The sequence below is a fragment of the Faecalicoccus pleomorphus DSM 20574 genome, from assembly GCF_000420345.1.
Lineage (GTDB): Bacteria > Bacillota_I > Bacilli_A > Erysipelotrichales > Erysipelotrichaceae > Faecalicoccus > Faecalicoccus pleomorphus.
Genome location: NZ_ATUT01000020.1, coordinates 1 through 13,730, shown reverse-complemented (window position 1 = coordinate 13,730; position 13,730 = coordinate 1). Strand labels below are relative to the sequence as shown.

Here is a 13,730-nt window from a genome sequence, read left to right as displayed (position 1 = left end):
GCGAGGTTGATAAATATGATCAAGGCAATTGTAATGGATATGGATGGAACTTTACTGGATTCCAACAATCAGATTCTTCCTAAAACAAAGCAGGCATTATTAGAACTGCAGGAAAAAGAAGTTCGTTTGATTTTGGCCAGTGGGCGCAGTTATACACGTTTGGTGCCATACGCAAAAGAGCTGCAGATGGACAGCCATCATGGTTATTTACTGGAGGTCGATGGTGTGGCCGTTTATGATATACATCATGACCAAAGGAAAATCTTACGGCGAATGACGATCGAAGAAGTACGTAAGGTGTTTTTAGAATTGATGACTTTAGATTGTGAAAGCATGGCTTGTTTTGATGATGGAGTCTATGATTATTTCCCGGATTCGATTCGAGCCATCAAAGAAAAACTGCGTAAAGAGCAGGGCTTGCCAAAAGATTATCCCTGGACAGCGGGGCCATGGAGCTGGCTGGCGGATATGCGAAAAGGATATCCGAAAATCACCTATTTAAAAGATATAGACCAGATTCAGCCGCCGATCAATAAGCTGCAGGTGATGCAGGAAGAAGAGAAGCTGGAATCTTTATATTTGTATCTGGTTGATCGTTTTCCGGAATTTAATGTATTCCGTACTGCACCAAGGCAATTAGAGATCTTACCAAAAGGTGTTTCCAAAGGAGAAACCTTAGGGAAGATCATGAAAGAAAACGGTTGGAGTGCCGATGAAGTCATCGCTTTTGGGGATGGAGAAAATGACGTAAGCTTATTTGATGTTGTGACATGCAGTTATGCGATGGGACAGGCTAGATCTTATGTTAAAGAGAAAGCGGCGCATATTACGCTTTCCAATAATGAGGAAGGAATATGGCACGCTTTAAAGAAACTTGGTTTGATTGAAGAATAGAGTTTTTCTGTTCTTCTTTTTATTTTCGAGTATAATACACATTATGTAAGGAGGGGGTAAATTGTTGTATTTCCTGCTTGTACTTTTCGCATCTATACTTGTCAAGACGGTATCATGGGCTTTTTCTTATTTTGGATTGTCATCTTTTGAACAGTTAGTATTTCATATAAAAGTGCCTTTGGAAGGGACCAATAAACGATTTTTGGTAGATTGGTTTCGATTGTGTTTTCTACGGGGTTTTGTAATCTCGATAATTGTGACTTTGCTTATCATTCATATTTTTGCGGCGCTCTGGCTTTGTTGGGTATGGCTGCTTATGTGTATCGTGTATTCGGCCTATAAAGTGGGATTGATTCAATATGGGATCCATCAGTTTCAAAAGTCGGATCTTTATGAACAGGACTATATCGAAGTCAGCGCTTCGACTTTACAGGCGCCAAAGAAAAAAATGAATTTGATTCATATTTATTTAGAATCCATGGAAACCACATATGCGCTGAAGAAAGATGGAGGCGATTCCCAGGAGAATCTACTTCCTTTTTTGACAAAACTGACAAAAGAGAACATCAGTTTTTCAAATACAGATCAAATAGGCGGTGCTAAAGTTGTGACAGGAACCGGATGGACAACCGGCGGCATGATTGCTTCTACGGCAGGGGTTCCCTTAAACTTTCCGATTTATCATCCATTTTGTACACCTAAACAAGCATTTATGAATGGTTTAGTTTCTTTAGGTGACATTTTAGAAAAAGATGGTTATTCCAACACCTTGATGATTGGTTCGGATGCGGCCTTTGGAGGGCGCAAATCATATTTTGATCAACATGGACATTATGATATTCAAGATATTAAAAAAATAAAAGAGGAAGGCTGGTTGGATGAAAAATATCATGTGTTCTGGGGTTATGAGGATGAAAAGCTCTTTGATTTTGCCAAACGAAAACTGAGCATGCTGGTAAAGGAGGATCGCCCGTTTAATTTTGAAATGTTGACAGTAGATACCCATCATCCTTATGGTTATCAGGAGAAGAAATGGGAGAAACCCTTTGACAAAGGTATCTCAAACTCCATTTATCATACTGATCGGCTTCTGGAAGATTTTATGACATGGTTAGAAAAACAGCCTTTCTACAAAGATACGCTCATCGTGATTCAAGGGGATCATACAAGCATGGCGGCACAATATATTCATTCAAATTTTGATCGAGACTTTGATCGAAGGGTGTGGAATTGCTTCATTCACAGTAAAAAGAATCCGATGCATATAAAGAAAAGAGAATTTACGACGATGGATCTGTTTCCGACGATTCTTTCGGGAATGGGCTATACGCTTTCTAAAAATGGATTGGCTTTAGGGCGTGATCTTTTTTCGGATGAAAAAACAGTCTTAGAAAAGAAAGGAGAAAAGGCTTTGAATCTGAAAATACAAAAGCAGTCTTCTTTCTATAAAAAGAAAATTTTAGGTTTAAAGCACTGAAAGGATTTTCAGCGACTTATTCGTTGACACTTCAACTAAATTCCGATATGATGAAATCACCTTATATGACTGACGGAATGAGTGGAATAGACCACGTGAAGTATAAGAGTATTGAGCCGACCGTCTGGGCAGAAAAAGAAGCCCGGAGGCCAGCTTTTTATATGGTTCAAGAATAGGAGGAAAGACATGTTTGAACAGTGGACCGGATTTAAAGGAAACAAATGGCAGGAGGAAGTCAATGTCAGAGACTTTATCCAGAATAACTATGAGCCTTATGATGGTGATGAAGCCTTTTTGGCGGATCCAACAGAAGCTACGAATACATTGTGGGATGCCTTACAGAAGCTTCAAAAGGAAGAACGCGCCAAAGGCGGTGTATTGGATATGGAAACGGAAGTGGTATCCAGCCTTACTTCCTATGGACCAGGATATATTGATGAAAATTTAAAAGATTTGGAACAAATCGTAGGTTTACAAACGGATAAGCCTTTAAAAAGAGCCTTTATGCCTTATGGTGGTATTCGTATGAGTATCGAAGCGTGTGAAACTTATGGATATACACCAAGTGATAAATTAAAAGAAATCTTCACAAAGTATCATAAAACACATAACGATGCGGTATTTGGAGCTTATACTCCGGAAATGCGTCTAGCTCGTAAAAATAAGATTATTACCGGATTACCGGACACCTATGGTCGTGGACGTATCGTTGGGGATTATCGTCGTGTAGCTTTGTATGGAATTGATTTTTTGATCGAGGAAAAACAAAAAGATTTTGATTTGTGTGGCGATGGAACGATGCTGGATCACATCATTCGTCAAAGAGAAGAGTTATCTGATCAGATCAAGGCATTAAAAGAGATGAAAGAGATGGCTGCTATTTATGGCTATGATATCTCAAAACCGGCCAAGAATGCCAAGGAAGCAGTACAGTGGCTTTATTTTGGTTATTTGGCAGCCATTAAAACACAGAATGGGGCAGCCATGTCCGTTGGGCGTATTTCCACCTTCTTAGATATCTATATGCAAAGAGATTTAAAGAACGGAACATTGACGGAAGAAAAGGCACAAGAGCTGATCGATCATATGGTCATGAAGTTTCGTATGGTTAAATTTGCCCGTATTCCTTCCTATAACCAGTTGTTCTCGGGTGATCCGGTCTGGGCCACTTTGGATGTAGCCGGTATCGGTATGGATGGCCGTCATATGGTCACCAAAACATGTTTTCGATTCCTGCATACATTAGAAAATATGGGACCAAGTCCGGAGCCCAATTTGACGGTATTGTATTCCAGTCATCTGCCAGAGCCCTTTAAAAAGTATGCGGCCAAGGTCAGTGTGGCGACATCTTCTCTGCAATATGAAAACGATGATGTGATGCGTCCGGAGTGGGGCGATGATTATGCGGTATGTTGTTGTGTCAGCGCCACACAGACGGGTAAGGAAATGCAGTTCTTTGGAGCCCGTGCCAATTTGGCAAAATGTCTGTTGTATGCCATCAACGGTGGTGTGGATGAAAGAACAAAAATGCAGGTAGGTCCAGAGTATAAGCCAATCACCAGCGATGTGCTTGATTTTGATGAAGTGATGCATAAATATGATTTGATGATGGACTGGTTGAGTGGACTCTATGTCAATACTTTAAACCTGATTCAATATATGCATGATAAATATTACTATGAAGCAGCCGAAATGGCTTTGATCGATACCGATGTAAGACGTACATTTGCCACGGGTATTGCCGGTTTCTCTCATGTTGTGGATAGCTTATGTGCCATCAAATATGCCAAGGTAACACCGATTCGTGATGAGGATGGTATCGTCGTTGACTACAAGGTAGAAGGCGATTTCCCACGTTATGGAAACGATGATGATAGAGCCGATGATATCGCAGTATGGTTGTTAAAGACATTTATGAATAAGATTCGTAAGCATCATACGTATCGTAACAGTGAGCCAACGACTTCAATTTTGACGATCACAAGTAATGTGGTTTATGGTAAGGCAACCGGAACTTTACCGGATGGACGTAAGGCCGGAGAACCTTTATCGCCGGGTGCCAATCCTTCTTACGGAGCCGAAAAGAATGGATTACTGGCTTCTTTGAATTCAGTTGCGAAGCTTCCTTATGAATATGCCTTAGATGGTATTTCCAATACACAGACTATCAATCCGGGTGCGCTGGGTCATAGTGATACAGAGCGCGCAGAGAATTTAGTGCATGTGATGGATGGTTATTTTGATCAGGGAGCTCATCATTTAAATGTCAATGTCTTTGGTGTTGAGAAGTTAAAAGATGCGATGGAACATCCAGAAAAAGAAGAGTATCAAAACTTTACGATTCGTGTCAGTGGCTATGCGGTCAAATTTATTGATTTAACGCGTGAACAACAGCTGGATGTGATTGCCAGAACCTGTCACGATCATTTATAGGATATGAAAGGAAGCATACATTCCATTGAAACATTCGGGTCGGTTGACGGCCCGGGTGTTCGTTACGTAATTTTTCTGCAGGGATGCCAGATGCGATGTCAGTTTTGCCATAATGCCGATACATGGCAAATCAAAGAACCGGACCAAGAGGCAGGCGATGTCCTTACCAAAGCTTTGCGATATCGCCCTTACTGGAAAGATAAAGGCGGCATAACGGTATCCGGAGGTGAACCATTATTACAGATTGATTTTATATTAGAATTGTTTCAATTGGCTAAAAAAGAAGGTGTTCATACCGTACTAGATACGTGCGGACAACCATTTTGTGAAACAAAAGAATTCATGGATAAAATCAATGCATTGATGGAAGTAACCGATTTGGTTTTATTGGATATCAAGCATATTGATCCTCAACAACATCGATTATTGACAGGTCATGACAATACAAATATACTGGCCTTTGCGAAGTATTTAGATTCGATTTCCAAACCGGTTTGGATTCGCCATGTTCTGGTGCCACAAAGAAATGATGAAGATATTTATTTAAGAAAGCTGGATACGTTTATTCAAAGCTTATCCAATGTCGAAAGAGTGGAAGTTTTACCCTACCATACATTGGGAGCCTATAAATGGGAAGCACTGGGTATGAAATATCCTTTAGAGGGAATTGATCCTCCATCAAAAGAACGTGTTGAAAACGCCAATCATTTACTACATACAAATGAATATCCAAAAGAAAAGGAATGAGGCGCTGCCTCATTCCTTTTATAATATTCTCTTTCGTGAATCCGGTAAGGTCAGTGAATCCAGTCGGAAGGTTTCCATACCTGTATTTCCGTTATTGCCGGTGTTCTGATAGATACAAGCTCCATTTTGCCATGTACCACCGGAATTAATACATTGTTGTTGAAGATCCTGCGTTGGATCACTAGGCTCCTCTGGTACAGTTGGTTCCGTTGGCGGCGTTGTTGGATCCTGCGTATTTTCTTCTTCTGTCGTTTCTTCTTCCTGTTCCTCTTCCTCAGTATCTTCTTCATCTTCAGACTTCGCATTTCCGCCGGTTACTTTTGAATCACCTTTAGAAAGGAACTCTGTTTTGATATAACCACCATTATAGTTGGATACACCGCTAGGCTTTTCAATATCGTTATAGTCATAGAACTGTTGGCAGTAATCTAATAAGTAATGCGTGATATGGAAGGCAGTTGCCTCAAATAGTAAAGAGTTTGTGAAGTAGTATCCTAATGCTTCATTTTCACCGCTGAAGCCGGTCCATGTTGCCACACTGATATCACTGGTATAACCGATGGACCATTCATCACGGGCTGCACCAATTGGTATTCCTTGTTCAACACCCAAATCAGACCAGTCGGATGTACCGGATTTACCATATGCCGTATAGTTTTGACTATATAAGATTTCGTTGAAGTTTTGATAATTTCCGGATACGACATTTTCCAACAGGTAGGATGTCATATAAGCGGCTTCTTCACTAATCAGTTCATATTCGGTCGTATCACCGGAGGTTTCTTTTCCATCCGAGCGACGTACAATTTTTCGAATTGTATGATCTTCTACACGTTTACCACCATTGGCCAACATACTGTAAGCGCTGGCTTGTTGGCGAGGGGATGCATACATCTCGGAACCACCGATCGCAAACTGTTCAACAAACTGTGTATATGTATCTTCACTGTATCCTAACTTCTTTAAGAAATCGATCCAGTAGTCATAACCGGTTTCATCCACCAGGGCAATCATCGCCTGAGCCGCCGGGGTATTCAAGGATAAACCAAGGGCTGTCTTTAAGTTGACAACGCCACGATATTGACGATCAGAGTTTTGAAGGTTACTTCCCGCATGGAAATAGTCTTCACCGTGGTCATTGATCTTATGTTCAGTGGACCAGCCTAATAGATCAAAGGTTGAACTGTAAGCCAACAATGGTTTCATCGAAGAACCAGGCTGCCTTTCTTCCATGGATAAATCTCGTTTGGTTGCATCTTGATAATATGTTCGACCGGCTCCTATGGCGATGACTTCACCGGTATGATTTTCAACTACGGCAAAGCCGGTATCAAGCTGCTCGATTGGGAAGTCAATTATATTACCGGCACAAATATCATAAGCTACCTTTTGTACATCCGGGTTCAGCGTTGTATAGATATCCATAGGAACAACAGCCGGATCTTGACCAGTCAACTGAATGACTTCTTGTTGAACTTGATAGATAAATGGAGCATTTGGATCCTGACTGGATACATTCGTATATTGCAGGGCAAACTCTAATTTTGAATTCCTTGCCAGATTGTATTCAGTTTCAGTAATATATCCGTGCTGCAACATCAAGGATAACGTCGTATTTCGACGACTTGTCGCATTGGCCAAATAGTCTTGATCCGTCTTGTATAAGTTGTTTAGCGGATTGTATGTATCCGGGGCATTGATAGCACCGGCCAAGAATGCCGATTCACTTAAATTTAGTTCCGATACATCCTTATTAAAGAAGTAATTGGCCGCTTTTTGAATGCCTCGTGTGTTATCACCTGATCCAAACCATATTCGGTTTAAATAATACTCAAAAATTTCTTCCTTATTTAGAGTTTGTTCGGCGATTAAAGATAAGTAAATCTCCTGTATTTTTAACTTGATTTTGGTAAATGCCGAAATGCTGCCTTGTTCATTTTCAATCTTTTTTTCCTGTTGTGAAGTAAACGTATTGTCGATCAGCTGCATGGTCAATGTTGAACCACCTTGGGCAAAGGAACCGGAGCGAAGGTTTGTCAAAGCACTGGCCAAAAAACGAGGTAAGTCAAACCCGTTGTGATCAAAATAACGAGAGTCTTCAATACTTAAAAACGCATCGATCACGTTCTGTGGAATCTGATCATACGTGACATCTTCACGAATCTCCTGTCCCAGCTCGGAAATCAGGTTTCCATTACGGTCATAAATACGTGAGTTGGAAAGTGTTGTCAGATCACCCTCGACAAACTGCATGCCATCCGGGTCATTGATGATGTTGACCAGAATAAAGAAAACAGAGATGCAGCCTACCAAAAAAATGGAAAGCACGCCGATTGCCAGCTTGTTCCAGATATCCAGCTTTCTACGCTTTTTTGTCTGCGGTTTCTGATTTGTATCTTGGCTCATGTCTTATCCTCCTTAAAATACAAAAGATCGACGATCTTGAGATAATCTAATCTAGGTATATAGCCTTCTTGAATCAAATGCCCATGTTCCTGAAACCAGGAATAGGGAATCGAACTTTTTGAGGAATGTTCAATTTTATCGATCAATAAAGGGGCATCTACCAGAAAAGTTTCATTTCGCAGGCTGAATCGAATCACAAAGAAACCGATACCGCCATGCTTGTGTACTTTTTTAAGATGCATGATCTGATGAGAATGAATGATCCCAATGGGAAACTGCGCCTTATTCTTTGTTTCTTTTGCCTCAAAATCGATATAACGACCTTTATAAATGCCATTATAATCCGTTGTAGAAGGTGTTTTGTAATATGCCTCCACAATCTTAGCCTTGTTTCTTGCCGGATAATCGACACGAACGACTTGTACCGGTGTAGGCTTTTTATAAATCAGCGCTTTATCACACTCTCTGTAATACTTGTTTGTATCGTTTAGATCGGCTTCCAGACGCATTCCGCGGTTGGTGTGTTGATCTTTTACACCGTGAAAATTCTGGTGGACAACCGCTGTTGGATATTTCACTATACTCATCGTTCTAATTATATATGAAATCATACTAACATTCAATTATGGTTGATTTTTTAGGGCAAAAACGTCATAATAATGAGTAGTGCTCAGGGGGAATCAAAATGACAAAAGAAATGAATCTGACTGCGCAGGAAATCTTTGAAAAAGAATTCCATGTGGATATTAAAGGGTATGCTCCGGCAGAAGTTGATGAATTCTTAGATTTGATCATTGAAGACTATCAGGTCTATGATGAAAAAATGGAAGAACTGGGGCAGGCATTAAGCCGTTATGAAGAAAAGATTAAAGAACTGCAGCAGGAAATTTATACATTGCAGAGCGAAAACCAGAATTTAAATGAAAAAGTGAGCGCTGACTACGTAAACGGAAATACAGATATGATCGATCTGTTAAAACGTATTGCACGTTTGGAACAAGCTGTATTCCATACGACAAATAGCGCACCGGTAAAACCGGAAGAATAATTGATTTCAATTTCGACAGTCGCTGGCGAAAGCTAGAGGAAAGTCCATGCTCGCACGATCTGCGATGATCGTAGTGTTTGTGCTGGATGAAGTCATAAATCCAGGCAGGTTGATCCTGACGGCTGTCGTATTTCCTAAGGGAAACTATGGAAATACGGCTTTAAAAGTGCCACAGAGACGAGCTATTCTGGAAACAGAATAGGTGGAACGGGTAAACCCCGCAAGTGAGAAACCCAAATTTGGTAGGGGAACTGATCAAGGGGAACTGAACCTAAGATCGGATAGGGAAACCTATAGATAAATGACTGTCTGATACAGAACATGGCTTATGAAATTGAAAGTAACGGGAGCAATCCCGTTTTTTTATTAAAATGTGTAAAAAGTTTGTTAAAGCCTTTTTATCCTTTTTCATTTTTGTGGTACAATACAAAGGCATGAAAGTAGGTGAAATTATGTCTCCGGACCCGTTAAGTCATGAGTGGAACAAAAAGCAAAATAAAGGATACGGAGGCATCGCAGTTTGTCTCCGTTAAAAAGGAGGGATTACTGTGCTTGAATTTTACAAGACTTTTGATGATGGTACCCGTCGTATTGATGCTCCGGAAAAAGGATGTTGGATTAATGCGATTGCTCCAACTGAAGAAGAAAGAAATTTTTTGATCGAACATATTGGTGTATTGCCGGAATTTGTCAAATCTTCTTTGGATGATGAAGAAAGTTCACATATCGACTATGATGATGACTTTGATCAGACGCTTGTGATTATCGACTATCCAGACTCTGATGAAAGTGATGTCAATAAGAATGAAGATTATACGACTTTGCAGTATAAAACGAACCCAATGGGTATCGTAATCTTAAAGGGCTATGTTGTAACGATCAGTTTGTATGAAAGCTGGTCTTTACAGGATATGGCGCAGGGGCGTATCCGCCAGATGGATACCCGTTTAAAAACACGCTTCTTGCTTTTGCTGGTATTGCGCATTTCGCAACAATATCTGGTGTATTTGCGTCAGATCGATCGTTTGTCCAGCCGTACCGAATCAAAGCTGCATCAGTCGATGGAAAACAAAGAATTGATTCAGATGTTGGGCTTGGAAAAATCACTGGTCTTCTTTTCGACTTCATTAAAAGCGGATGAGATCACATTGAATAAAATCATGCGTGGTAAAATGATCAAGCTTTATGAAGAAGATGAAGATTTACTGGAAGATGTGATGATCGAGATTCATCAGGCCATCGAGATGTGTAATATTTATTCCAACATTTTAAGTGGAACCATGGATGCCTTTGCTTCTGTTATTTCCAACAACTTAAATATTGTTATGAAGGTCTTAACGGTCATTACGATCGTTATGGCTATACCAAATATTATTTTCAGCTTTTATGGGATGAATGTTGATGGTCTTCCTGCACCACATGTTCTCTTTCCAACAGCTATTGCGGTTATCGCCTGTCTGGTAGCCATCTTGATTTTCAAAAAGAAGGATATGTTTCATTAAGAGAGGAAACTCTCTTTTTTTTGTTATAATGGGAGTGAATAAGGAGATATAAAATGTTTGGAAAAGAAAAGGTTTTTACGACGACAGACATAGAACAAAAAAACAAAATAGAAGATATTTTAAGTGAACATCATATCGAATATCGCATCCGCATGAAAGATGTCAATCAGCTGCACCCCTTTCATACGGCTTTGATGGGATCCATGTTGGCAGGCGATCATAAGCCTAGATATGCCTGGGATTTTTATGTTGATTTTCAAAATCAGGAATTGGCAAGACAAATTCTTTCATCCGAATAAAAAGCAGCCATAAGACATAAAGCATTCACATCACAAAGCTTGTGTGTTCCATTTTGTGCAGAAAGTTCTTTATGCCGGTTGTATGAGAGTCAGGCTGCTTTTTTGAAGGATCTTAACGATCCTTTTTAATAGATATCAATTTTTCCTTCCAGTTTTTTTCCATAGAAAACCTTTATATGCAAGTTTTTTGCATCGGGTTTGTATAGAGTTATTTCTTTTTGATTCCATATCTCTTTGATATCTTCCAGACTATGGATATGAGAGAACACATTATGATCCCCGTTCAGAGTCGAAAAAAACCAAATTCGAGAATGTACGGGCTCTCCTTCTTCTCCATATGCCAACTCTAGAAATTCTGGATATTCGATCTTCATTTGATCCTCTTTTAGGTTAGGATCCATTTGAAAGCTTTCCACTTCCAGTTGAATCTCTTCATATCTAAAATCTATGTAAGGATCCAATTCAAGTAGCACGGCACCTGTATGATTTTCTATTGTTATTGTTTCTGTTTTTGTTTCCACAGGAAGTGTTTTTGCACGAAACTGAATTTGTGAGAGCTCCATCGCAAAGACCAGGGCACCGCTGATTACTAAGATGACGGATACCACAAATGTGATGAGGATCTTACGCATGGGGAATCTCCTCCTTTTTTGGCCACAGGTGGATCAAGAACCATTGAACAGAAATGCTGCCGCCTAACAATCCAACACCTAATAAGATCAAGCCAATACTGTAAACGTGTTCGAAAACGCCTACAAAGAATAAGGCAATCAAAGCAATACTGAATCCGATGATGCAACAGATGGTCGGAAAGCTGATCAACGCTAAAATGATTTTTATCAGCAGGCTTCCGCTATCTGTATATTGTGCTTTTCTTTGATGATAGAGTGTTTTCTCCGGCTTTGTGCCGGGAATCGGTGGCAGGCCATCATCGTCTTTTAAGAAATCCTTGGCTTCTTTGTTGAAGGATTGTTTTAAGTCTTCCACTACATTGATGCGATAGTCATGTCGTTTGATTCGACGAATTCTTCTGGACATGACGGTAATAAAGAAGAGAATGCTTGCCGCCAGATAAATGAGCTTAAAGATCCAGATCATCAAATCTTCAAAGGCATATACGATACCGGCTCCATAAGTGATACCAAAGATCCAGTTAAATACATTCATCAGAATATTTAAACAAATATCAATGAGAAGAATCCTTCCGATATAAAGCAATACAAGAAGGACAAAGGCATCAAAAATCAGATGAAAAATATCATTAACACTGAAATTGCCGAACTTATTTAGAAAACTTTCGGTTTTCGAATAGGCGCGATCCAACGTTTTATCAGCTTTACTATCCATACTATCTGTATTGATCTTATAAGCTTCTAAGATTTCTTTGGCAAGCTCATCCAGATCACCAAAGCCCTGGATTGCCTCTTTTTCACTGGCACCATTGGCAATCTTATCATCAATATATGTGCCATATTCAATCAAAATGTCTTTTCGTTCCTGTTCGGAGATCAATAAAAGCTTTTGTTCCAACTGTTCTAAAAATTCACTTTTCGTCATGATAAGACACCTCCTTTAAAAATGCATTGACTTTACCGGAAAATTCATTCCATTCCTTTTCCAGATCCTGCAGTTTTTGTATCCCATTGGGGGTAATGTGATAGTACTTTCTGGGTGGTCCTTCCGAGGATTCTTTTAAATAAGATTCGAGTAGATGATCATTGGACAATCGTTTTAAAAGCGGATAGATCGTACCTTCATTAACATTGACGATCTCACTGATCTTTGTCACCAGCTGATATCCATAGAGATCTTTGTATTCTATTGTTTTTAAAACAATCAGCTCCAATACACCTTTTTTAAATTGTGTATTCAATCGAATCACCTCACACTATTATAGTATATTCAGTACTATGTAAAATCAAGTACTAAATAAATATTAATACTTGGCAAAGTTCACAAATCAGGAATCAAAAAAGTGACATGATACAGTTGAAGGGAATCCCGGGATATATAAACTTCATAGGGCAGGGAAAGTTTTGTTTCATCAAAACAAAAGGAAGAAAAAGTAAATTGGAGAAAACAACAATGAACCTTCTGTTGATTTTGAATTGTAATCGTTGTCTTTTCACAACATTGAAAAAGTACCTGCAGCATGGATTGATAGACAGATTGTAAGGCAGCATAACTGATTTGTATTTTTTCCTCATCCAACTGAGTTGTATCAAAGCGTAACTGTTGTTTCTGAATTCGTTTCTTTTCTTTTTCCAACAAGTTTTTTAAGACCGGACAGGTTCTATAGAGATTTTGGAAGTGACTAAACGTATGTTCTGCCAATTTTTTGATTTGTTTCTGTAAGAGATTATATTGTTTGAAACAGGAAAGTCTTTCCAGACAAAGACATTGATGTAATAGATCATGAATGTGATCAAAATAAGAGGAATAGGCTTGATACAAGAGCCGACAGCGACATTGTAGCTGTAGATTCGACTGTTGTAGCCGAGCGAGCTTTCGTTGATAAAGTGCTTGTTGCCAGAAAAAGAGACGGGCAACCAAAGATAGAACTGCCACTTGAATGAGATACAGAAAAACAAGGCAGGTGGCACGATCATAGAAAACGCCATAGTCCATATGAAAGATATAGAAGAAACATAACAAAATATAAGGAATATAGAATAAAGAATGAAAGCCCTTTAGCAAGATTTGTTTGTATTGATTTTTAAGATACACAAACACGAGCGAAAAGCTGAGATTTAAAACCTGGGTACATAGGATCATCACCAACAAGACTTCGATCGTGGGAGCAATCGTAGAAAAAGAAAGAAACTGTGTACGCTTAACCTCCAATTTGTTGATATAGCCTTTTAAGTAATCGCAAATTTAAAAAGATCTTCTTTTCGTATTTGACGAATAAAAAAGTAACTAGC

Annotated in this window: 13 protein-coding genes, 1 other RNA gene and 1 riboswitch; of the genes, 8 read left to right on the top strand and 6 right to left on the bottom strand. The window is 39.4% G+C overall.

The genetic code is table 11. The annotated features are described in order from the left end of the window. Nucleotides 1–15 precede the first annotated feature (15 nt). The 4 genes from G413_RS0108515 (at nucleotide 16) to pflA (ending at nucleotide 5,551) form a co-directional block, all read left to right on the top strand. The gene (locus G413_RS0108515; RefSeq protein ID WP_022790472.1) at nucleotides 16–894 is read left to right on the top strand and encodes a Cof-type HAD-IIB family hydrolase; all 879 of its coding nucleotides are present in this window, start codon (nucleotides 16–18) and stop codon (nucleotides 892–894) included. A gap of 61 nt (nucleotides 895–955) precedes the next feature. After that, a complete protein-coding gene (locus tag G413_RS0108510) occupies nucleotides 956–2,371 on the top strand; it encodes an LTA synthase family protein (RefSeq protein WP_022790471.1) in 1,416 nt (471 codons plus the stop codon). 55 nt (nucleotides 2,372–2,426) lie between these two features. Then, nucleotides 2,427–2,508: riboswitch (ZMP/ZTP riboswitch) on the top strand. Nucleotides 2,509–2,557: 49 nt separating this feature from the next. Beyond that, nucleotides 2,558–4,804: a formate C-acetyltransferase gene (gene pflB / locus G413_RS0108500; protein ID WP_022790469.1), complete on the top strand. Its 2,247-nt coding sequence runs from the start codon at nucleotides 2,558–2,560 to the stop codon at nucleotides 4,802–4,804. Between the two features lie 3 nt (nucleotides 4,805–4,807). Further along, on the top strand, nucleotides 4,808–5,551 hold the full coding sequence (pflA, locus tag G413_RS0108495) for a pyruvate formate-lyase-activating protein (protein WP_022790468.1): 744 nt from the start codon (nucleotides 4,808–4,810) through the stop codon (nucleotides 5,549–5,551). 18 nt (nucleotides 5,552–5,569) lie between these two features. Here pflA and G413_RS11330 read toward each other — a convergent pair whose 3' ends face one another. Further along, a complete protein-coding gene (locus G413_RS11330; protein WP_022790467.1) occupies nucleotides 5,570–7,957 on the bottom strand; it encodes a transglycosylase domain-containing protein in 2,388 nt (795 codons plus the stop codon). After that, nucleotides 7,954–8,538 carry a Holliday junction resolvase RecU gene (recU, locus tag G413_RS0108485; protein WP_415980603.1) on the bottom strand — a complete coding sequence of 195 codons (585 nt, stop codon included), beginning with the start codon at nucleotides 8,536–8,538 and terminating at the stop codon, nucleotides 7,954–7,956. Before recU ends, G413_RS11330 begins: the two co-directional genes overlap by 4 nt. A gap of 104 nt (nucleotides 8,539–8,642) precedes the next feature. On the opposite strand from recU, the gene G413_RS0108480 reads away from it, so the two are divergent. The 4 genes from G413_RS0108480 to G413_RS0108465 all read left to right on the top strand — a co-directional run bounded on the left by G413_RS0108480 (nucleotide 8,643) and on the right by G413_RS0108465 (nucleotide 10,806). Then, nucleotides 8,643–9,005 carry a DivIVA domain-containing protein gene (locus tag G413_RS0108480; RefSeq protein WP_022790465.1) on the top strand — a complete coding sequence of 121 codons (363 nt, stop codon included), beginning with the start codon at nucleotides 8,643–8,645 and terminating at the stop codon, nucleotides 9,003–9,005. A gap of 8 nt (nucleotides 9,006–9,013) precedes the next feature. After that, nucleotides 9,014–9,338, top strand: an RNA gene (gene rnpB, locus G413_RS11970) — RNase P RNA component class B. Between the two features lie 215 nt (nucleotides 9,339–9,553). Continuing rightward, nucleotides 9,554–10,507, top strand: coding sequence for a magnesium transporter CorA family protein (locus G413_RS0108470; RefSeq protein WP_022790464.1), 954 nt, complete (start codon nucleotides 9,554–9,556; stop codon nucleotides 10,505–10,507). A gap of 53 nt (nucleotides 10,508–10,560) precedes the next feature. Then, on the top strand, nucleotides 10,561–10,806 hold the full coding sequence (locus G413_RS0108465; RefSeq protein ID WP_022790463.1) for a hypothetical protein: 246 nt from the start codon (nucleotides 10,561–10,563) through the stop codon (nucleotides 10,804–10,806). Nucleotides 10,807–10,931: 125 nt separating this feature from the next. Here G413_RS0108465 and G413_RS0108460 read toward each other — a convergent pair whose 3' ends face one another. From G413_RS0108460 to G413_RS0108445, 4 genes are all read right to left on the bottom strand, one after another. Next, entirely contained in the window at nucleotides 10,932–11,438 is a 507-nt protein-coding gene (locus tag G413_RS0108460) for a hypothetical protein (protein WP_022790462.1), read from the bottom strand. Then, nucleotides 11,431–12,363 (bottom strand): DUF1700 domain-containing protein, encoded by a 933-nt coding sequence (locus G413_RS11830; RefSeq protein WP_022790461.1) that lies wholly within the window; start codon nucleotides 12,361–12,363, stop codon nucleotides 11,431–11,433. The genes G413_RS0108460 and G413_RS11830 overlap by 8 nt, the downstream gene beginning before the upstream one ends. Continuing rightward, nucleotides 12,350–12,679 carry a PadR family transcriptional regulator gene (locus G413_RS0108450; protein ID WP_022790460.1) on the bottom strand — a complete coding sequence of 110 codons (330 nt, stop codon included), beginning with the start codon at nucleotides 12,677–12,679 and terminating at the stop codon, nucleotides 12,350–12,352. The genes G413_RS11830 and G413_RS0108450 overlap by 14 nt, the downstream gene beginning before the upstream one ends. 80 nt (nucleotides 12,680–12,759) lie before the next feature. Then, nucleotides 12,760–13,650: a hypothetical protein gene (locus G413_RS0108445; protein ID WP_022790459.1), complete on the bottom strand. Its 891-nt coding sequence runs from the start codon at nucleotides 13,648–13,650 to the stop codon at nucleotides 12,760–12,762. Nucleotides 13,651–13,730: the final 80 nt, after the last annotated feature.

Coding starts and splice junctions, on each gene's coding strand:
- G413_RS0108515 (WP_022790472.1), top strand. CDS start 16: ATGATCAAGGCAATTGTAATGGATATGGATGGAACTTTACTGGATTCC.
- pflB (WP_022790469.1), top strand. CDS start 2,558: ATGTTTGAACAGTGGACCGGATTTAAAGGAAACAAATGGCAGGAGGAA.
- pflA (WP_022790468.1), top strand. CDS start 4,808: ATGAAAGGAAGCATACATTCCATTGAAACATTCGGGTCGGTTGACGGC.
- G413_RS11330 (WP_022790467.1), bottom strand. CDS start 7,957: ATGAGCCAAGATACAAATCAGAAACCGCAGACAAAAAAGCGTAGAAAG.
- G413_RS0108480 (WP_022790465.1), top strand. CDS start 8,643: ATGACAAAAGAAATGAATCTGACTGCGCAGGAAATCTTTGAAAAAGAA.
- G413_RS0108465 (WP_022790463.1), top strand. CDS start 10,561: ATGTTTGGAAAAGAAAAGGTTTTTACGACGACAGACATAGAACAAAAA.
- G413_RS0108460 (WP_022790462.1), bottom strand. CDS start 11,438: ATGCGTAAGATCCTCATCACATTTGTGGTATCCGTCATCTTAGTAATC.
- G413_RS11830 (WP_022790461.1), bottom strand. CDS start 12,363: ATGACGAAAAGTGAATTTTTAGAACAGTTGGAACAAAAGCTTTTATTG.